The 20,245-nt window shown below is 55.1% G+C and carries 19 protein-coding genes and 1 pseudogene; 5 read left to right on the top strand and 15 right to left on the bottom strand.

What is annotated here, in order from left to right:
* Nucleotides 1-38: 38 nt before the first annotated feature.
* The 5 genes from FQ182_RS20130 to napE are packed head-to-tail and all read right to left on the bottom strand — an operon-like array spanning nucleotide 39 to nucleotide 4,096.
* Nucleotides 39-635 (bottom strand): cytochrome c3 family protein, encoded by a 597-nt coding sequence (locus FQ182_RS20130; RefSeq protein ID WP_133103418.1) that lies wholly within the window; start codon nucleotides 633-635, stop codon nucleotides 39-41.
* A 9-nt stretch (nucleotides 636-644) separates the two neighbouring features.
* Complete coding sequence (locus FQ182_RS20125) at nucleotides 645-1,130, bottom strand: nitrate reductase cytochrome c-type subunit (protein WP_149414541.1); 486 nt, start codon at nucleotides 1,128-1,130, stop codon at nucleotides 645-647.
* An 11-nt stretch (nucleotides 1,131-1,141) separates the two neighbouring features.
* Nucleotides 1,142-3,646, bottom strand: a complete 2,505-nt coding sequence (gene napA, locus FQ182_RS20120) for a nitrate reductase catalytic subunit NapA (RefSeq protein WP_149414542.1) — start codon at nucleotides 3,644-3,646, stop codon at nucleotides 1,142-1,144.
* Nucleotides 3,643-3,903, bottom strand: a complete 261-nt coding sequence (locus FQ182_RS20115; RefSeq protein ID WP_133103415.1) for a chaperone NapD — start codon at nucleotides 3,901-3,903, stop codon at nucleotides 3,643-3,645. Before FQ182_RS20115 ends, napA begins: the two co-directional genes overlap by 4 nt.
* 34 nt (nucleotides 3,904-3,937) lie before the next feature.
* On the bottom strand, nucleotides 3,938-4,096 hold the full coding sequence (gene napE, locus FQ182_RS20110) for a periplasmic nitrate reductase, NapE protein (protein WP_133103414.1): 159 nt from the start codon (nucleotides 4,094-4,096) through the stop codon (nucleotides 3,938-3,940).
* Between the two features lie 216 nt (nucleotides 4,097-4,312).
* Here napE and FQ182_RS20105 point away from each other — a divergent pair, with 216 nt between their 5' ends.
* From FQ182_RS20105 to FQ182_RS20090, 4 genes are all read left to right on the top strand, one after another.
* Complete coding sequence (locus FQ182_RS20105) at nucleotides 4,313-5,335, top strand: helix-turn-helix transcriptional regulator (protein WP_149414543.1); 1,023 nt, start codon at nucleotides 4,313-4,315, stop codon at nucleotides 5,333-5,335.
* A 203-nt stretch (nucleotides 5,336-5,538) separates the two neighbouring features.
* Complete coding sequence (locus FQ182_RS20100; protein WP_149414544.1) at nucleotides 5,539-7,281, top strand: amidohydrolase; 1,743 nt, start codon at nucleotides 5,539-5,541, stop codon at nucleotides 7,279-7,281.
* A 103-nt stretch (nucleotides 7,282-7,384) separates the two neighbouring features.
* The gene (locus tag FQ182_RS20095; protein WP_149414545.1) at nucleotides 7,385-8,161 is read left to right on the top strand and encodes a TorF family putative porin; all 777 of its coding nucleotides are present in this window, start codon (nucleotides 7,385-7,387) and stop codon (nucleotides 8,159-8,161) included.
* A gap of 41 nt (nucleotides 8,162-8,202) precedes the next feature.
* On the top strand, nucleotides 8,203-9,618 hold the full coding sequence (locus tag FQ182_RS20090) for a cytosine permease (RefSeq protein ID WP_149414546.1): 1,416 nt from the start codon (nucleotides 8,203-8,205) through the stop codon (nucleotides 9,616-9,618).
* 664 nt (nucleotides 9,619-10,282) lie between these two features.
* Here the strand turns inward: FQ182_RS20090 and FQ182_RS20085 are convergent.
* The 8 genes and pseudogenes from FQ182_RS20085 to FQ182_RS20050 all read right to left on the bottom strand — a co-directional run bounded on the left by FQ182_RS20085 (nucleotide 10,283) and on the right by FQ182_RS20050 (nucleotide 17,547).
* Nucleotides 10,283-11,266: a hypothetical protein gene (locus tag FQ182_RS20085; RefSeq protein WP_149414547.1), complete on the bottom strand. Its 984-nt coding sequence runs from the start codon at nucleotides 11,264-11,266 to the stop codon at nucleotides 10,283-10,285.
* Between the two features lie 110 nt (nucleotides 11,267-11,376).
* Nucleotides 11,377-11,760, bottom strand: a complete 384-nt coding sequence (locus FQ182_RS20080; RefSeq protein WP_178114493.1) for a hypothetical protein — start codon at nucleotides 11,758-11,760, stop codon at nucleotides 11,377-11,379.
* A complete protein-coding gene (locus FQ182_RS29845; RefSeq protein ID WP_178114492.1) occupies nucleotides 11,757-12,509 on the bottom strand; it encodes a hypothetical protein in 753 nt (250 codons plus the stop codon). Before FQ182_RS29845 ends, FQ182_RS20080 begins: the two co-directional genes overlap by 4 nt.
* A gap of 75 nt (nucleotides 12,510-12,584) precedes the next feature.
* Entirely contained in the window at nucleotides 12,585-13,409 is an 825-nt protein-coding gene (locus FQ182_RS20075; RefSeq protein ID WP_149414549.1) for a hypothetical protein, read from the bottom strand.
* A 13-nt stretch (nucleotides 13,410-13,422) separates the two neighbouring features.
* Nucleotides 13,423-13,902 carry an SPI-1 type III secretion system chaperone SpaK gene (locus FQ182_RS20070; RefSeq protein ID WP_149414550.1) on the bottom strand — a complete coding sequence of 160 codons (480 nt, stop codon included), beginning with the start codon at nucleotides 13,900-13,902 and terminating at the stop codon, nucleotides 13,423-13,425.
* Between the two features lie 247 nt (nucleotides 13,903-14,149).
* Nucleotides 14,150-14,803: pseudogene (locus FQ182_RS20065) on the bottom strand (IS3 family transposase); the annotation flags it as partial.
* 204 nt (nucleotides 14,804-15,007) lie between these two features.
* Entirely contained in the window at nucleotides 15,008-16,174 is a 1,167-nt protein-coding gene (locus FQ182_RS20055; protein ID WP_149414551.1) for a PLP-dependent aspartate aminotransferase family protein, read from the bottom strand.
* Nucleotides 16,171-17,547 carry a cystathionine beta-synthase gene (locus FQ182_RS20050; RefSeq protein WP_149414552.1) on the bottom strand — a complete coding sequence of 459 codons (1,377 nt, stop codon included), beginning with the start codon at nucleotides 17,545-17,547 and terminating at the stop codon, nucleotides 16,171-16,173. The genes FQ182_RS20055 and FQ182_RS20050 overlap by 4 nt, the downstream gene beginning before the upstream one ends.
* A 456-nt stretch (nucleotides 17,548-18,003) precedes the next feature.
* On the opposite strand from FQ182_RS20050, the gene FQ182_RS20045 reads away from it, so the two are divergent.
* Nucleotides 18,004-18,369: a hypothetical protein gene (locus FQ182_RS20045; protein ID WP_149414553.1), complete on the top strand. Its 366-nt coding sequence runs from the start codon at nucleotides 18,004-18,006 to the stop codon at nucleotides 18,367-18,369.
* 197 nt (nucleotides 18,370-18,566) lie between these two features.
* On the opposite strand, the gene FQ182_RS20040 is transcribed toward FQ182_RS20045, so the two are convergent.
* Together FQ182_RS20040 and FQ182_RS20035 are read right to left on the bottom strand one after the other, a co-directional pair.
* Nucleotides 18,567-18,728, bottom strand: a complete 162-nt coding sequence (locus tag FQ182_RS20040; protein ID WP_133103395.1) for a DUF2986 domain-containing protein — start codon at nucleotides 18,726-18,728, stop codon at nucleotides 18,567-18,569.
* Nucleotides 18,729-18,962: 234 nt separating this feature from the next.
* Complete coding sequence (locus FQ182_RS20035; protein ID WP_149414554.1) at nucleotides 18,963-20,147, bottom strand: YeeE/YedE family protein; 1,185 nt, start codon at nucleotides 20,145-20,147, stop codon at nucleotides 18,963-18,965.
* Between the last annotated feature and the right edge of the window lie 98 nt (nucleotides 20,148-20,245).

Below are 20,245 nucleotides of genomic sequence, written 5' to 3'. Positions count from 1 at the left end.
TCGTCCACTCTTGGCCAGGTCAGCCGCGCAGACAGGCGTTACCAGCCTTTCACTCCGCTCATATCCGGCAGCTTGTGAGCGATGCCCTTGTGGCAGTCGATGCAGGTGGCCTCACCGCTGGCCAGAGACGTCGAGTGCATGGCCGCGGCGCGCTTGCTCTGGCGGGTGAAGTCCATGAAGTCGAAGTTGTGGCAGTTGCGGCACTCGCGAGAGTCGTTGGCCTTGAGCCTGGCCCACTCATGTTCGGCCAGTTCGCGACGCAGGGTAAGAAATTTATCGCGCGTATCAATGGTGCCGAAAATTTTGCCCCACACCTCCTTCGAAGCCTGCATCTTGCGCGCAATTTTATGGGGCCATTCGTGGGGGACGTGGCAGTCTGGGCAACTGGCGCGCACGCCGGAACGGTTGGTGTAGTGAATCGTGTCTTTCAACTCGACGAATACGTTGTCCCGCATCTCATGACAGGAGATGCAGAATTTCTCGGTATTGCTCAGCTCAAGCGCGGTGTTGAATCCGCCCCAGAAAATAATCCCGGCAACAAAACCCCCAAGCGTTAGAAAGCCCAGGCTGTAGTAGATGCTCGGACGACACAGGATGCCCCAGTAATCCTTAAGCAGGGCGAACAGTGCTTTCATGTTGCCTCCTCATGGTTTCTGTGCAGCGTTGGCGTCGTCCTGCAGTATTTTGTCGATGGTCTCGAAGTTGTTGCCCACCAGGGGTTGCACGTCTTTTTGCGTCACATGGCATTGGTTACAGAAGTACCGGCGCGGTGAAACCGCCGCCAGCGCCTGGCCGTCGCGGTCCATGTAGTGGGTGATGCTGATCATCGTCGCCTGGCTCCGCGCGCTGTTGGCACGGCTGTGACAGGAAAGGCATTTGTTGCCGTTCTTGTCGATCTGATAACCGCGAATGCTGTGGGCGATGGTGGGAGGCTGGTCGGGGTAGTTGCGTTCGCGCTTCAGGTCCTTGTTTTCATCGTTGGCAATGGGCGGGGCCGGCATGCTTTGAGTCAAGGTGCCGCCGGGTCGACGCCCATCCGGCCCGGACGCATCGAGGGGGTAGTCGATTTCTGCAGCGATCACCACGCCAATCGCGGCGAGCAGGAGCAACGGCAGGATTCGAAAAGGCATGACGGTTCTCCTCAGGCCACGCTGATCAACTCAATTCGTATCGCGCATTTTTTGTAGTCGGTCTGCTTGGATATCGGGTCGGTGGCATCGAGCGTGACCTTGTTGATCAACTTGTTGGCATCGAAAAACGGCACGAATACCAGCCCTTGAGGGGGTTTGTTACGCCCGCGAGTTTCGATGCGTGCACGGATTTCACCGCGCCGGCTGATCAATTTCACTTCACTGCCGCGCCGTGCCTTCAATGCCTTGGCATCTTCGGGGTGCATGTAGACCAGCGCGTCCGGCACCGCTTTGTGCAGTTCTTCGACGCGTTGGGTCATGGTGCCGGTGTGCCAGTGTTCGAGGACGCGCCCGGTGCTTAGCCAGAACGGATAGTCGGCATCCGGGGCTTCGGCTGGCGGCTCGTAGGGGAGGGCGAAGATGATCGCCTTCTTGTCGGGGTAGCCGTAGAACTGCACCTCGCTGCCTTTCTCCACATAGGGGTCCAGCCCCTCGCGGTAACGCCAGCGGGTTTCCTTGCCGTCGACCACCGGCCAGCGCAGACCTCGTTCGCTGTGGTAGCGATCGAATGTGGCAAGGTCATGACCGTGGCCGCGACCGAACTGGGCGTACTCTTCGAACAAGCCTTTTTGCAGGTAGAAGCCAAAGGCCTCGGCTTCATCGTTTTTGTATCCGGCTTCCATTTGCTCGACCGGGAACTGGTCGACCTGGCCATTCTTGTACAGCACCTCGAACAGGGTCTTGCCCTTGTGCTCAGGCGTCTTGGCCAGTAACTCGGCGGGCCAGGTTTCATCGGTGGTGAAACGCTTGGAAAACTCCAGCAATTGCCACAGGTCCGATTTGGCGTCTCCCGGCGCGGTCACCAACTGATGCCAGAATTGCGTACGCCGCTCGGCGTTGCCAAAGGCGCCTTCCTTTTCCACCCACATGGCGCTAGGCAGGATCAGGTCGGCGGCTTGAGCAGAAACGGTGGGGTAGACATCGGAGACAATCACGAAGTTATCCGGGTTGCGCCAACCCGGCAGGACCTCCTGCATGATGTTGGCCCCAGCGTGCATATTGTTACTGGCCAGGGTCCAGTAAACGTTGAGCACGCCGTCCTTGAGCATGCGGCTCTGTTCTACCGCGTGAAAACCAGGCTTCTCCTGAATGGTGCCAGCGGGCAGCTTCCAGATTTTTTCGGCGATGGCGCGGTGCTTGGGGTTGGTCACGACCATGTCGGCGGGCAACCGGTGGGAGAACGTCCCGACTTCGCGCGCCGTTCCACAGGCCGACGGCTGTCCGGTCAACGAAAAAGGGCTGTTGCCCGGCTCGCTGATCTTGCCCGTGAGCAGGTGGATGTTGTAGATCAGGTTGTTGGCCCAGACGCCACGGGTGTGCTGGTTGAACCCCATGGTCCAGAACGACACGATCTTGCGCTTGGGGTCGGCATACAGCTCGGCCAGGGCCTTGAGCCGTTCAGCCGGAACTCCGGTTTCCCTGGCGGTTCGCTCCAGGGTGTAAGGCTTGACGAAGGCGGCATATTGTTCGAAGGAAATATCAGTCCAGGTGTTGGCCTTGCCGGCATTTTTTGCCTTCATTTCCCGCGGATCGTCAGGGCGCAGGCCGTAGCCGATGTCGTCAGCGCCTTTGGCGAACCGGGTGTGTTTAGTGATGAAGTCCTGGTTCACCGCGCCGCTTTCAATGATGTGATTGGCGATGTAGTTGAGGATCATCAGGTCGGTTTGCGGCTTGAACACCATGGGGATGTCGGCCAGCTCGAAACTGCGGTGCTCGAAGGTGGACAGCACCGCCACTTTCACGTGAGGCTGGCTCAGGCGCCGGTCGGTGACCCTGCTCCAGAGCACCGGGTGCATCTCGGCCATGTTCGAGCCCCAGAGCACGAAGGCATCGGTGGCTTCGATGTCGTCGTAGCACCCCATCGGCTCATCCATGCCAAAGGTTCGCATGAAGCCCATCGCCGCCGAGGCCATGCAGTGGCGAGCGTTGGGGTCGATGTTGTTGCTGCGAAAACCGCCCTTCATCAGCTTGTTGGCGGCATAGCCTTCCCACACGGTCCATTGCCCCGAGCCGAACATGCCTACCGATTCGGGGCCTTTGCTCTTCAAGGCTTCCTTGAATTTCGTTTCCATAATGTCGAAGGCCTTCTCCCAGCTAATCGCCTGGAATTCGCCCTGCTTGTCGTACTGGCCATTCGTCATGCGTAAAAGCGGTTGGGTCAGGCGATCGACGCCATACATGATCTTTGAAAGAAAATAGCCCTTCACGCAGTTCAGCCCGCGATTGACCTCTGCCTTGACGTCGCCATGGGTGGCGACCACCAGGTTATCCCTGGTCGCGACCATCACGCTGCAACCGGTGCCGCAGAAACGGCACGGCGCCTTGTTCCAGTCCAGGGTGACCATGTCCGCTTCAGTCACCAGGTTACTGGCGGTGGTAAAAAACGGCAGGCCGGCAGCGGCGGCTGCAATGGCGGCGGCCTGGGCCTTGGTGAACTCGCGGCGCGTCATACTCATTCGATATCTCCTGCGGGGTCGAGGAGTTCGTGATAGATCAACGCGGCGTTGAGTACGCCCGGCATGCTATTGATCTGTTCGATGCGTTGCAGTATCTGGTTTTCGTGTGTGGCCTCAAGTACCACCACCAGTTTTCCGGCAGCACTTTCCTGATGCAACTCCAGGCCGTCCAACAGGCGCAGGTTTGCTTTAACCGCGTCAAAATATTCAGGCCGGGCAAGTACTACCAGGCTGGCGATATGCAGGGCTTCGTCCATGCGCTGGCTCCAGGAGATTTCAGGAGAAGGGCTGTCAGCTGGGTGGCCCGTAGAGCATTTGGGAAAACCAGATGATAAAACCGTAACTGCCGACGATAGCGACTGACAGCAACGGAAAGAGGCAGGCGACAAGAAAGACGAACAGCCGGGTCTCCTTGCGGCGCTCAGATTTTCGTTCTTTATCCAGTGACATGGAGTGATCTCCAGCCGAACTTGCATTGATACTAGATCACGAGATTTTGTAGAGGTCCCTGTCATGATCTTTCTCGACCGACGGTTAACCTTCATGCCCCGGTGCGAACCACGTAAAGGCTATGTACGAGTGGGATCATGTTCGGGCTGGACGCGATTGCTCTGCCTATGGCAAGGTCGAAAAATAACAGGGCATATAACAGCTGAGACCAGAACGATGTTGGGAGGTGATGAGTCCGGAGCAAGGACGTCGATGGGAACGCTGAAAGCATTCAATCTTTGCGTACTCCAGCTTGCTCGTCTCGCTCGAGAGCGTGGCGGGTCTCATTTCATTGCAGACGGCCTGCAGGTATTTCGCCAACTGGTGCCCTTCGTTTCAGCGTGGTGGGGCGAGATGTCTGTGTCAGATGCCAGTATTCCCCCAAAAAGCTGGATGCATGGGCGTATTGATCTGCCCGAGTCGTTTGCCAGCGAATGGCACAAGGTGGCGAGCAGTGACAGCTTCTCCCATGACACGTTGACTCAACCAGGTGAGGTCGTGCGCGCAAGTGAGTACACCGACCCCTGCGAGGAGGTGAACGAGTTTGCACGGCGCCACGATCTTTACCACTTGATGTGCATCACCTTCGAGTTGCCCGAAAGCGGCTTGATGTTCTTCGTCTGTCTCTATCGTGGCATGCATGCACCGGCGTTCAATGACAGCGAAGCTGATTTGTTTTCGGCCTTTTGCGACCATCTTTTGCAATTGTGGCGATTCCAGGTGCAAGACATGATTCGGTTCGACACCGACAACGGGGTGACAGACTTCGGTGTCGCACGTATGGACGGCAGTCTGCTGTACGTGGGGGCAAGGCTGTGCGCAGCAATCCAGCGCGAGTTGCCCGGGTGGAATGGCTCAGTCCTTCCCGCAGAGGTGATCGCGCAACTGCAAAAGGCTCCCTGCGTGATACGCCTGGGCCGCTCTGCACTGACACTGTGCCCTAACGCAGAGCATGTGATCCTGTCACTCGAAGTGCAGTCGCGCGGCGCGGTGCTTGCACCGCGCGAGAGAACGGTAGCCCTGCTGTTCGCCGCCGGCCATTCCTACAAGGAAATTGCCAAAATCCTTGTGCTGAGTCCTGCGACAGTGCGCACCTATCTGCGCAACTGCTACTTGCAACTCGGCGTCAAGAGCAAGGTGGAGCTCGGTTCGGCCCTGCGATCGCCGACCCCACCTGCGGATGCTACGCGCCGCGATTAATTGCGGCGGCCTGGGCCTCCAACTAATTGCCTCACCCTCCTCATTTGCAGAGGTCCATACGACTCCTGCGCTCTATATGGTGTGCCTTGCATATTGAGGGGTTGTACGGCACAGGCTCATACCCGTGTGAGTCGTAATCGGCGATGCGTAGCGAGGACTCACTCATCTCGTCGCTAGCCCAATAAAAACAATAAGGGGTTTCGATGCAACGATTTATTCCAAGCGTGTTGGCTGCTGCACTGGCCTATTCCTCGCTGCAAGCCATGGCCGCTGCCGATCTGGTACTCACCAATGGCAAGATCTTTACCGGTGTCCCCGGTCAAGGCCTGGTTCAAGCCGTTGCGGTGGAAAACGGCAAAATTCTTGAAGTTGGCACCGATGCACAGATCAACGCACTCGCTGATGCACAAACTCAACGGATCGATCTTGCCGGCAAGGTCTTGATGCCGGGCATGATTGACACCCACAGCCACCCGGTGGTGGCGGCCTTCGACGGTCTGGGGGCCACACTGCTGGATGAGGAAAAACCGTTGCCCGAGCTTGAGCAATGGATCATCGAACAGGATAAAGCCGGTAACGCACGCGCCGGGGACGTCATTGTTATTGCCGGCACCAGCTCGGCCTATTGGGATAAAAGCCGTGACCTGGGCAAGATTTTCAACCAGGGCCGCTGGGCCGACCAGCCGCTGGTGCTGAGCGGTATTGACGGTCACACCGGCTGGGCCAACAACGCCATGCTCAAACGGGTAAAAATCGACGCTGCCAGGGTCAAAGGCCTGCCAGAAAACGAGCGTGCCTATGTGGGCCATGAAAAAGACTTTACCCCCACCGGTTATTTTGCCGAGTCTGTCTGGGACCAGGTACGCAGCCAGATTCCAACGCCAACCAAAGCAACCATGATGAAGGCCGCCCGCGAAGCGGTGAAAGTCAATAATGGTTATGGCGTCACCGCCTGGATGGATGCCGCGTCGAACGCTGGCGGTTCCGACTCGCTGTTCGACTTCACCGCAACGGAGCAGAGTTACGGCGTACTGCCGTTCTACCGTGAACTGGCAGAGAGCGGCGAACTCAGCGCCCACGTCGCCGCCTTGATGCTGACCAACTCCAAGAGCAAGCCGGCTGACCTGGAAGTCCTGGCCAAGGTGGTGAAAAAATTCGAGGGCGTGCCCAATCTGACGTTCCCTGGTATCAAGATATTTGGCGACGGCGTTCTGGAGTTTCCAGGACAGACCGCAGCCGTCATCGTCCCTTACAAGAACAGCAATAAAAACGGGCAGTTGTTGATCGAACCGGAGCATTTTGGCGAACTGGTGGTCGCGGCTGAAAAGCGCGACTGGATCGTGCACGTGCACGCGGTCGGCGACCGTGCCGTACGTGAAGCACTCAACGGCTTTGAATACGCGCGCAAGCTAAATCCTGTGCCAATGGCCCATAGCATCAGCCACCTGCAACTGGTCAATCCAAAAGAGTTCCCGCGCTTCAAGGAGCTCGGCGTCATCGCCTCCATGCAACTGCTGTGGGCCACCAGCGAGAGTTATACCGAAGCGCTGGTAAAGCCTTATATCAGCGCGTTTGCCTACGGCTACCAATACCCCGCCAGGTCGCTGCATGACGCGGGCGCAATCATCGCGGGCGCCAGTGACTGGCCGGTGTCGAGCCCCAACCCATGGAACGCCATTGCTCAGGCCAGCACTCGCAAAGGTCCATTGGGCGTGCTGAATGCCAAGGAAAGCATTGATCGCCAGAGCATGTTCTATGCCTACACCATCAACGCGGCCAAAACCCTGCGTCTGGATAAGCAGATTGGTTCCTTGGAGCCCGGCAAACAGGCTGATCTGATCGTCCTCGATCGGGATGTGTTCAACGTCAGTGACGATGATCTGTACGAAACCAAGGTCCTGAAAACCTTCTTCGCCGGCAAGCAGGTCTACGCCCCCGACGCCTGACCCCTTACGCCAAGCAACCTGCCTGACGCCGCTCTCTGCGCGGCGCTGGGCACTGCTGTGCCTGAAATACCCCACAAAACTCCATAACAATAAGAGAAACCCCATGAAAGCACTTTCCATCTTCATGCTGGCCGGTCTCGCCCTGACGCCACTGATAAGCGCCCAGGCCCTGGAGCTCAATGACAACTTCGAGCTCATCATCACGCCAGCGCTGACCACTGACTATCGCGTCAGCGGACTCTCGCAAACCCTGGGCGACCCTGCCGCGCAACTGGCGGTAACCCTTAGCCACTCCAGCGGTTTGTACGCTGGCATCTGGACCTCGAATGTCAACTTTGGCTACGGCTCGAAAGCGCGCCAGGAGATCGATTATTTCGCAGGCTACTTCTGGCAGATCAACGACAACATCAGCCTGGACACCTTCTACACTCAGTACGAATTTCCCCGTGAAAGCGGATACAACCAGAGCGACATCCGGACCCTCCTTGATGTGTACGGCGTCCTGCTCGGCGGCAAATACGTCAAGAACATGAAAGGCCCTGACTACGAAGATGAGGAAGGCAACTTCCACAAGGGCAAAAAAGATGAAGACCTATCTTCGATACTGATTGGCTACCGCACCGTACTGCCCTCCGAGTTTGGCCTGGAAGCACGCTATGAATACGTCGACTATAAGGACGACGTATTTTTCAAGGAGAACGGCAAAAGTCGCGCCGACTACTACAACTGGGAAATCAAACTCAGCCGTGAGTTTGTCGGCGTGAACTGGGCGCTGAGCTATATCGACACCGATCTCTCAAAAGAAGAGTGCTTGAGCTTTACCGGCTTCGACGACACCTGTAACGCTACCGTCGTGGCCAGCGCCAGCAAGACCTTCTAACAACAAAAACACCCGTCTGCCCCTTAAAGGAAAGCACCGTTATGACCAAGGCCTGCGATAGTCAGCAGCGAAGTTCGCTGATCGAGACCCGTTCGATCGATTACATTCCCGAGGCCGAGCGCCACGGCAGTCTGTACAGCCAGTTCACCCTGTGGCTCGGCGCCAACCTGCAGATCACGGCGATCGTCACCGGCGCCCTGGCCGTAGTACTGGGCGGCGATGTGTTCTGGTCACTTATCGGCTTGCTGATTGGCCAGCTGTTTGGCGGTGCGGTGGTTGCTTTGCACGCCGCACAAGGGCCCAAGCTTGGACTGCCGCAGATGATCTCCAGTCGCGTGCAGTTTGGCGTCTATGGTGCGGCGATCCCGATTGTGCTGGTGTGCCTGATGTATCTCGGCTTCAGCGCCACCGGTGCGGTCCTGTCGGGGCAGGCCATTGCTCAGTTGATCGATGTCAGCGATAGCACCGGCATCCTGATGTTCTCTGCCGGCATCGCGTTTCTGACCATCTTCGGTTACCGGGTCATCCACCTGGTGGGGAAGGTGGCCAGCGTGCTGGGCATTATTGCCTTCGCCTATCTGTTTACCCGGTTGATAACGCTCAACGATATCGGCCTGTTGCTGGAGAACCGCCACTTCGGCTGGAGTTCCTTCCTGCTGGCGGTGTCGCTCTCCGCGTCCTGGCAGATCGCCTTTGGCCCCTATGTAGCCGACTACTCACGCTACCTGCCGAGCAAGACCTCGTCCTGGAAGACCTTCACCGCCGTCGGCCTTGGCACGGTCGTGGGCGCCCAGGCGTCCATGGTGTTGGGGGTGTTCGCTGCGGCGTTGGCGGGTGCGAATTTCCGCGGTCATGAAGTGGCCACCATCGTCGGCCTGGGCAGTACCGGCGTGATGGCCTCCTTGCTGTATTTGAGCATCATCTTCGGCAAGGTCACGGTGTCGACCCTCAATGCCTACGGCAGCTTTATGTGCATTGCCACCATCCTTAGTGGCTTCAGGAGTCGCCTTGAAATCACCGCCAGACAGCGCATGGTGTTTGTGCTGGTGATTGTCGCGGCGTCCACCACCTTCGCCCTGTTGGGCCAGGACTCGTTCCTTAACACCTTCAAGTACTTCATCCTGTTCCTGCTGACCTTCTTCACGCCCTGGAGCGCGATCAACCTGGTGGATTACTACTTCATCAACAAGGGCCGTTATGACATCAAGGCATTATCCGACCCACAAGGTCGCTACGGTCGCTGGAATGTATTGGGGATCAGCGTGTATGCCGCCGGCGTATTGATTCAACTGCCCTTCGTCGACAGCCACTTCTACTCCGGGCCGATGGTCGCGCAGCTCGGCGGTGTGGATATTTCCTGGATTGTGGGGTTAGTGGTGCCTGGTGTTCTCTATTACCTGCTGGCCAGGACATCAGTCCAAGCCGTGTCGCCCAAACTCGTAAAGCAGCCTGAATGAAGCACAGGTTGTAAAGCTCACTCGCTGAGGCCAAGGCAAGTGGTGTTACTCGATTATCGGGCAGCGTCATCGCGGCGGGAGGTTTTCCTGGGCGCTTAGTGGATATTTTAACTAGCATTCCTGCTGAGACCGTTTGAATGATTGCTTTTGGCCGATTGCTGCCTGTTGTGAAGGGCTACTTTCGGTCAGAAGCGGGCACTCACGGGCGGCATTTGTTGTTCGCGCTGTCGAACCTGTGGATGGCACGCCGATACTTGTTGGCGTGCGCAGTAAATGGCTGCTGCGAAGCGCTTTTCTGTGGCCCGGAGGGCTGAAAAATGAAGAGGTTGGATCAAGTTTCGACATGCGTCTTTTTTTGAAAATTGCTGGCGGCTCGATAGCCAGAAAATATCCGGCTACTTCAGAACATCCTTAGCCGCCTGAATTTCAGTGGGTAAGGGAGCCTGCGACCTTACCTTATTGATTCACCAACGCCGATAGGGAGCTTAAGTTCGCTATAATCGGCAGGCATTGGCGTTTTACTTTCAGGCATGCCTTTAATCTTGTGTAACATATCTTTGGTTGGCAATATAAATTGCCCATCGTTTCGGGACAATATCAATTTATCGATACTTTCACCCTGTTTTAAATGCTGAATGACCTCGTCAATGCCAAATGCGCGCGACTAATTTAAGGGATGATCCCCTTTGTTTACCCAAATATGCAGATGCAAGGTAGCAGTTGAAGGTGCTACCGGGAAATGGAAAAATAAATTAACCTTGTCTTTTTCAGCAGATACCCCGTAGATATCAACTAAATGCTGAAAGCTATCCAGCTTTAGTTTTTCCAGCATCCCGACATCACCCTGCTCTAAATCCAATATAGAAGTTAATGATTTCGCGCCTGATGTTAACTCAGCGCGATGTTGATTTAGCTCTTCCTTCTGGTTAGTCGGTGTTTTTCCTATTGAAAGATCACCATTAATTTCCTGGATTAAATCATGTGGCACTGTAGGGTGAACGGCCCAGGCCGTCAGCTGGATGCCTTCTGACCTAGTAGCCAAATCCGTGATTTGTCCAGCGGTGTAGGTTTGCGACATGTAGGGAATATTCGGGTAAATTAGAAACCCATTACCCGTTCCCAATGGGGCAGAGTAATGGAAGATATTAGGATTTTCTTTATACACCTCATTATATACCTTGTCGCCTGGTTCTCGACTGTTACCGCGTAGCAGTTCAACCAAAAATTGGGTGGCATTTGTATTTTTGTATGTTTCCTGGAGTTGTGCCAGGTTTGTTGTTGTCAGTGTTACCTGAGCCAGGTCGTTAGTTTGATATTTTTGCAAACCTTTTGGGTTTAGCCATCTAAAACTGCCATAGTCGTCTTCAGATTGTTTGGATATATAGACGCCATGGGTCAAGTCGGCGGTACCTGATTTGTTTTGTTTGATCAATACATGATATTTGTCTTGATTTAGCTGGCTCAGGGTTTTCCGATTATCATCTATACCATAAACATCCAATGTTCTGCGGATCGCAGAGCTTTCGTGTTGCTTCAGGTTGACCTGAGAGTTACGTACTGCCTGTACATCCAGGGTCTGATGGCGTGAGTGACCCGAGTCAGCGGGCATAGTCGCAGCAGAACGCTGTAATGCCTGAATTGAAATCATTAGTTATCTCCTGTAATTGTCATACTGCAAGTTTCAGGTACGTTGGCTGCGCTCAGTAGCTAAGGCCTGCCTGATCGTACTGCAACGTGCAAAAGAACGGGCATAATCGATTACAAGGGCAGGTTTAGAATATTGTCGTGCACACCTTTAAATGGAATGCCGCTAATATTCTTAATGGAATCCGAGGTAGGTAAAAAATAGGATCCTTCATTTCGGTTAAGGACAAGATCGCTGATCTCTTTTCCAGACTTAAGTTGCGCAATAATCGTATCGAGATCGAAAGACCTAGGCTCATTTAGCGGATGATCGCCTTTGTTAACCCAAGTGTGCAAGTGGAGCGTGGCGGTTTTTTCTGCGACGGGAAAATGAAAGAACATTCTGGTATTACCATGTTCATCTACAGCATAGACATTTCGAAGATGTTGCAATGTCCCTTGCCGCAATTTTTCGAGCTGCGGAAGATGTTCTTGTTTTAAACTTAAAATGCTGGTCAAGGAGTCAATCTGTGTTTTTTTATCGATCGTCTTTTGTGGTGTCTGCTGGCTTGCTTCAAGCCTTTCGGAGCCAGATTGATGATGTCGCGCCTCCAGAAACGAGGACTGGATCCCGGATGAATCGCGTAGGTACACAAAATGATGCCATGTTTGCTATTTTTGAGTGTCTCGGGAGCATTGACATAGGTATCTAACACTTTTGCATCACAGTACGGTGTATTGGGGCTAATGAGATAGCCATGCTGCGTGTGATCGATCGGCGAGATAAACTGAGCCAGACTCGCATTCCGGCGATAAAGATGAGTATCCAGACAGGCTTCTGCATTGAGTGTCCTAATGAGAAAATCCGGCAAGGGAGTCTCCGAGTAGGTATCGCTGAGCTGTGTTAGCTGATCTTTATTCGTAAAGGTGATAACAGCGACATCTTTGGTTTGATATTTCATCAGGCCCTTTGGATTTAACCAGTTAAAGTTGCCATAGTCATCTTCACCCTGTTTAGATACATAGGCGCCGTGGGTTAAATCAGGGGTGCCTGAGCGGTCTTTTTTAACCAATACATGATACTTCTCCTGATTTAGCTGGCTTAACCTTCTCCGATTATCATCTATACCATAGGCGTCCAGCGTTCTGCGCATCGGCGAGTTTTGAGTGTTGTGCACCGCCTGTACCTTTAGGGTCTGATTGCGCTGATGACTTTGCTCAGTCGGTATAATAGAGGTAGAACGATGCAATGCATGGATTTGGGTCATTGCCTATATCCTTGATAAATATAGTTGAGTTGATTGGATTTGTATTATTAGGTGCCTTCTTGGTAAGCAGCAGAGTTAGCGAGAATACTGCCTCACTAGTGCTTTTATATCATTCTGCGCGATATGCTTGGCGTGGATATCGAGTTCGTTGATATTGACGCCTTGTGCCGCCAATCGAGCTAAAAGATGTTCGAGTTGAGGTCGCTGCGGCATATAGTGGCCGGAATCCAGATAAAATGATTTCGCTTTTCCTTGCTCAATGAGTATCATACCCGCTGATAAAACCGGCTTACCTTCTGTCGTCGAAGTATGTTGCCATTTCCCTTTTTCATACGGGTGAACAAAGATATTTCCGTCGCGATGGATAACGATAGCAGCGTGGCCCTCCATCCCGGCCTTGCTTGGTAGATGTGTCGTATTCAATAATTTATTCCCGGTTTTCCATTCACCTTGTGAAATAGTTACCCAATAGTCAGTGGCCTGGTCTGGGGACAGATAATTGATATAGCCGACATCCAGAGATAGAGGGTGCTTAGGTTTATTCTTGAGCGTATTGATTTCAACATCGGGATGTTGATCAATCCATTGGAATAGCCCAGTCTTGTTATTAACGTCTTCCAACCATGCACTTAATGCACCGGACTGTGCATCAAGGCCGTTCAGCGAAATACGATCGCGATGCTTTGGATCTTTAATTTCCAGCCAGTACTTTTGGCTAGCACCTGCTTCCCCATAATTTTTTCTTGGCATCATTTCTATTATGAATTGTGCGGTCTCTTTGAAACGCATCATGCTTGGGGAATTTTTTATAGTTTTAACCGGTAGTGATGGTGGTTTATCCTGCTGTTCTGCTTGGTGTACGCTGACCTGAGCGATGTGATTGACTTTAATTTCCAGCATTAAATATCCTCTTTCATCGGTGGTTAGATATTATCTTCAGTGCGCTATGGAAGTTATAGATGACTTGGCTGAGTTTGTTTTCAACTAATGCAAGCGGATTAACTAACGCTTTTAATTCGAAGCCATCATTGCATTTACCTAGCGTTAAGTGGCCCGTTTCAATGTGCTCCATTGCGGTTGTAATGACGGGTATGATGCTCTTGGAATTGTCTATTAATAGCTCTTCGCTAATCGGGATAAATGACCAAATGAAGAGGCGATCGTCGACCAGTGAAATATTAATAGATCGCTCTTCATTCATATCAATAGCTATGGTTGAGTGTGAGTCAAAATCGTGCAATAAGCGGTCTGGAACTCCCAGTTCGGTCAGTGCATCGCGAACCAACAAACTAAGTTCATGATGAATATTTTGAGAGAATGATAATGGGTTGTAGGTCATGAACTTCAACGACCTGCCCAAGGAGTGGGTTTGACGATCAATTTTTCTGTTCATGGTATTACCTTTAAGAAAAAATATGCCATATATTTTGACCCGATAAGCATGAGAGGTCTTACGGAAATTGTTTTTTTCTATTGAAATCGGTACAAAGGTTGGCCTTCCGTAACTTAGGTGATCCTGTTTGCAATAGTGTGCTGTTCTCGAAATAATTTACCCATTAGCCTGCAAGGCCATTGCCTCTCGGGCTCGCTGTATCTTGTTCAAGATATCCTCTCCCTTTGCATTCCAGATGTAGTGGCCAACTAACCCCGGACACGATGTTGAGTTTTTCCTCGGCCCACGCTGGCGCCAGCCCGCCGTTGAACTGATGCGGTCGAATCCAGTTGTACCGATGCATAAAAAAATGGCTTATGTCGCGCTGTGCTTCCTGCGTAGCTCTATAACCTAAGGTCGGTATCCATTCAGTTTTCAAACTCCGGAATACCCGCTCCATCGGCGCATTGTCCCAGCAATTTCCCCGGCGACTCATGCTCTGACGTATGCGGTATCGTCACAACCGCTGGCGAAATAACCGGCTTGCATATTGCGATCCTTGATCCGAGTGGAACAGCAGATCCGAAGGTCTGCCACGCTGCTCGTAGGCCATATGCAGGGCCCGGATCACGAGTTAGGCGTCCGGTTTTTCCGACAGCGCCCAACCCACTATCCGGCGCGTACAAAGATCCAGGACGACGGCCAAGTAATGCCACCTTCCTTGCACCCAAATGTAGGTAATGTCTCCACACCAGACTTGATTGGAAGCCGGCACATCAAACTCTCGGTTCAAGGTGTTTGGGATATCGAGTCTTTCTACTGTCGCTCGTTTATAGGTATGTGAGCCGGGTTGTTTACTGACTAAATCAAGCTCACGCATCAAACTGCGCACTTTGAATCGACCGAGTTGCTCACCGTCTTCAGTCCGTTCGACAGCTCGGCAACCGATTGCCGAGTGGCATGGAAAATAGCTTGGCCATCTCCTGGTTGTGCAGTTCGGAGGGTAAACTCCTATTTCATGTCCACTACTCTTTTTTGTTTGGATTTATGGTGCCCTCGAATCTTGTCCGAGTATCCGCTTCTGGCCGAAAGCCGCCCCTCAATAAAGGCAGCCTTCAACCATCCCTCAGATCCGTGCCAGTGCCTGAGCCAAGTCCGTCCGCAAATCCTCAACCGCTTCCACGCCCACCGACAACCGCACCAACCCATCGCCGATGCCCAACTGCGCCCTGGTTTCGGCCGGGATGCTGGCATGGGTCATGATAGCTGGATGTTCGATCAAGCTTTCCACGCCGCCCAGGCTCTCGGCCAAGGCGAAGATCTTGACGTTTTCGAGGAAGCGCCGGACCCCGGCCAAATCGCTGTTCAGGTCCACCGAAATCATCCCGCCGAAGCCGCGCATCTGCCGGCGAGCCAGTACGTGCTGCGGGTGCGAAGGCAGGCCCGGATAGTAGACGCGTGCTACCTGCGGCTGCTGCTCCAGCCATTGCGCCAGTTCCAGGGCGTTGCTGCAGTGGCGCTCCATGCGCAGCGCCAGGGTCTTGACCCCGCGCAGGGTGAGGAACGCGTCGAAGGGGCCGGCGATGGCGCCCACCGAGTTTTGCAGGAAGCCCAGACGCTCGGCCAGTTCCGGGTTTTGTCCGACTATCGCGATGCCACCGATGACGTCGGAGTGGCCGTTAAGGTACTTGGTGGTCGAGTGCACCACGATGTCGAAGCCTAGTTCCAGCGGGCGTTGAATCCACGGGCTGGCAAAGGTGTTGTCGGCGACACAGAGGATGCCCCGGTCGCGGCAGATGCGTGAGATGGCGCCAAGGTCGGTGAGGCTCAGCAGGGGATTGCTCGGTGTTTCGACCCAGACCATGCGCGTGTCGGCCTGCAATGATGCTTCGAAAACCGCCAGGTCCGTCAGGTCGACGAAGCTGAAGTGATGCCCGGCGCTGCGTTGGCGCACCTTGTCGAACAGGCGGAAGGTGCCGCCGTACAGGTCATTGCCGGAGACGATATGCGAGCCTGCATCAAGCAGCTCAAGCACGGTGGAAATCGCCGCCAGCCCGGAAGCAAAGGCGAAGGCCTGGGTGCCGCCCTCAAGGTCGGCCACGCAATGCTCCAGGGCAAAGCGCGTGGGGTTGTGGGAGCGACCGTAGTCAAAACCCTTGTGCACGCCGGGGCTCTCTTGCAAATAGGTGGAGTTGGCGTAGATCGGCGGCATCAGCGCGCCGGTGGTGGGGTCTGGCGTTTGCCCTGCGTGGATGACGCGGGTGGCGAAGGCGCTTTTATCGTGCTGACTCATGCAAGGGATCTCCGTAAATGATTAAGCAGGTCGACGCGGGTAATCAGGCCATGGAAGCCTGTAGCGTCGGCGATGATTGCCACCAGGCCGCGGTCCAGTTCTGCCTGCAGTTGCGCCAGGCTGGCGCTGGGGGCCAGGGTTTGCAGGGTGTTGGTCATGGCGCTGGCCACGGTCATGTGAAAGTGCGAGGCGTCGTGGTGGATGCCGAGCAAGATGTCTGACTCGTCGATCACGCCTACCAGCCGCTGGCCGTCCACCAGCACTGGCAGTTGCGAAACATCCGCCAGGCGCATGCGCTGAAAGGCGGTGAGCAGGGTGTCGTCCGGGCCTACGCTGATCACCCGGCCATCCTCGAAGCGCCGGGCGATCAGGTCGCGCAGGTCGCCGTAGTGCTTGTACTGCAACAGCCCCTGATCGTTCATCCATTGGTCGTTGTAGACCTTGGACAGGTAGCGAGTGCCGGTGTCGCAGACGAAGGTCACAACACGCTTGGGCTCGGTTTGCTCGCGGCAGTAACGCAGTGCGGCGGCGAGGAGGGTGCCGGTGGAAGAGCCGCCGAGAATGCCTTCGGCGCGCAACAGTTGGCGGGCATGGTCGAAGCTTTCTTCGTCGCTGATGGAGTAGGCCTGGCGCACACTGGACAGGTCGGCAATCGACGGAATGAAGTCTTCGCCGATGCCTTCTACCGCCCATGAACCTGGCGTGCCGAGGGTGGCGCTGCGGCTGTATTCGGCAACCACTGAACCCACCGGGTCGGCCAGTACCATGGCCAGGTTCGGTTGCACGCGTTTGAAGAAGCGGGTCAGCCCGGTTAGCGTGCCGGCTGAGCCGACACCGACGACGATAGCGTCCAGGTCATGCTGAGTCTGCGCCCAGATCTCCGGCGCGGTGCTGGTCTCGTGGGCCAGCGGGTTGGCCGGGTTATTGAACTGGTCGGCGAAAAATGCGTCGGGAATGCCCCGCGCCATCCGCGCCGCCACGTCCTGGTAGTATTCGGGATGGCCCTTACCGACGTCGGAGCGGGTAATGTGCACCTCGGCGCCCATGGCCTTGAGGTGCAGGACTTTTTCCGTGGACATTTTGTCCGGTACCACCAGCACCACTCGATAACCCTTGGCCCGGCCCACCAGGGCCAGGCCCAGCCCGGTGTTGCCAGCGGTGGCCTCGACGATGGTGCCGCCGGGGCGCAGCCGACCATCGCGCTCGGCGGCATCGATCATCGCCAGGCCGATGCGATCCTTGATCGAGCCGCCGGGGTTCTGGGATTCGAGCTTGAGGAACAGGGTGCACGGGCCAGTATCGAAACGGCTGACACGCACCAGCGGCGTATTACCGATCAGTTCGAGCACGGCGGGGCGGGAATCGTTCGGCATGTCTTTACCTCACTACGGGGGTAATCGTATTGGATCGACAGCAGCCTGCGGGTGGTGGTTGCAGACAATGCACTGTCTGGAACATAGGCCGGTATCGCGCCACCTGCAACCGTATGGGTTCTCCATGCTGCACCGAAAGCAGGCCTTACTGTTTCATTAGGGGGCTTTACCTGAGATGCCAACGTTCTTTAGTCTGGCCAAAGCCTGTATTCATTGACTGTTTAGCCGTTGGCCACGGCTTGCTTTAGAGGACTCCAGCTTGGATACAAGATGGAGTCCACCATGCAGAACGAACAGTGCCCCTTTTTTGGTCGGAGGTGAACCCATCTTGCTTTTTATCGTCGTGGGTTCGCAGCTTCAGAGATAGCCAAAGCAGCGCTTTCTGCAGTCGCGAAAAAATGGCTTAAGATAATCGAAGGCTGGAATGGAACATCTCGACTAAAGGACGCGACATTTATGGAAACCCCCTTTTCTCAAATCAGCGAGCGTTTGAACAATCGCCGATTTACGGTAGCGGACAACACCCACGGGCTATCCGGTGCAGGCACAGTATTTCATTACCATGTCGAGGAAAATGCCATTTCGGGCACTTACCAAGGCGGCCGGATCCGCATGGGTAATCAAGTCGGGCGTGCAACAGGCCCCGATACCATTGAGCTTCTTTATCAGTGCTTAACTACGGATGGCGAGATTCTTGCCGGCTGGTCTCGTGGCAAGGTAGGCGTTGATCACGCAGGACGTACCACTCTGACCTTCATATGGGGTTGGTTGTCGGGCGCGACTGGAGGAGGGGAGTCAAGCTACGTCGAGCTTGCCGCATAGCGGTTAACGGACTAAAGGGGACAGTCCGTGCTCAAACGGGCGTATATGTCGAAGGTGCCTGGGTTGCCGCGAACCATACGAAATGACCTAAACCTCCCTTCGTAGTGGAATTTGCAGCGTCCAGCACCCGAAGAGAGCGACGTTGACTGCATTGTTCGGCCGCGTTCTCGCGGTACGTGCCATCGCAATACCTAAGATCAGCTCTCAGAGGAAATGATTGAGTCGTGACTGGATTCAGCAGCTAGTTTCAATTGGTCAGCTTTACTAATGTATTTAGACTTGCTTGGCGGTGCCAATTTGGCACTAGCCTTTTTGGCGTGAGCCTTTAATAGCTGCTTTATTTTTTTACGACGATTCATGTTTTTCTACTCAGCTTGTAAGGTCTTGATTGACTGGTTAGCCGGCATTAGTAAGGGCGAAATTCTTCTCGGTTCTTAGTGCATCGGCATCGATCTTGGCAGCGCTCGTTTCGAGGGGACTGATGTATGCCTCGGGAAGCCCATGCTCTTTGATCCCGTAGAACAGTACCAAGGCCGGCAGTCGAGGTTTATCGGCTGCCAGCCGCAGATTTCTCAGCAACCGCCCAACGCCAATTACCGACGCTCGGCCCCAAAGAAAAACGGCCGCAGACGCACGCCCACGCTATTACCGATAAACGCAGCCACTAACCACAGCCAGCCATGCAGGCTGCCCGAGGCGATGCCACTGAAGTACGCGCCGATGTTGCAACCGTATGCCAGGCGCGAACCATAACCGAGCAGCAGGCCACCAATCACCGCCGCGAACAGCGAACGGGCCGGAATTTTCAGGTTGGGTGCAAAACGCCCGGCCAAGCCTGCGGCCAATAGCGCACCGAGGATGATGCCGATGTCCATGACGCTGGTGATGTCTTCCCACACCGGCGCGGCCAGGGCTTTGGCATTACCCGGGATCTGCCAGAACACCCAACTGCCGACATCGACGCCCAACCCGCTAGCAGCCTTGGCGCCCCACAGCGCGAACGCCGAAGTAATGCCCCACGGCCGCCCGGCCAGCGCCAGAGTGGCGTAGTTGAGCAGGGCCAATCCAATTGCACCCCATACCAATGGCCACGGCCCGCGCAAGAAGCGGCGCAGACCTTGGTGCTCGCTGGTCACGCCCTTTTCAAGCTGCCCATGACGGCCCTTTTCCAGCCGTACGGTCACAGCCGCAATCATCCCGAACACGGCCAGGCTCACGAGCAATGCCGGAACCACGCCGAAACTTTTGACGATGGAAGTCGCCGGGAACGAGGGCAGAGAAAACCACCAGTCAACGTGGTGAGTGGCGATCAACGAACCGCAGATAAAGAAGAACAAGGTCACCAGCATGCGCGCATTACCGCCGCCCACGGTGAACAAGGTGCCTGACGCACATCCGCCGCCCAACTGCATGCCGATGCCGAAAATGAACGCACCGAACACCACCGAAATCCCGGCCGGCGCCACCAACCCGACCACTGGCTGACCGAACAGAGTGCCCGCCCCCAGTGCAGGGAAGAACAGCAGCACCGCCACCGCCAGCATCACCATTTGCGCACGCAAACCCGCGCCACGCCGATCATTGATGAACACCCGCCAGGCCGACGTAAAACCGAAGGCTGCGTGATAAAGCGTCAAACCCAGCGCCGCGCCGACCACCAGCAACAGCACTTGGCGCGAGCCGACGCTGTTTTGCAGGAACGCGGCGCCAACTAACAGGAATACAAAAGCCACCAGTGGCGCGACCAGCGTAAGCGCCTCATAAACCCCACATACCAAACGATGGGCTTAATGGTTACCGTGGCATTTCTGGCGAGCAGTTCCACGGCAGCAAGGCTTCGAAGTCTTCTACCGAAGTAGCTTGCGGTAGGCGTTCA

It is taken from the genome of Pseudomonas sp. ANT_H4 (assembly GCF_008369295.1).
GTDB lineage: Bacteria > Pseudomonadota > Gammaproteobacteria > Pseudomonadales > Pseudomonadaceae > Aquipseudomonas.
This window is presented reverse-complemented; position numbering and strand designations above follow the sequence as displayed.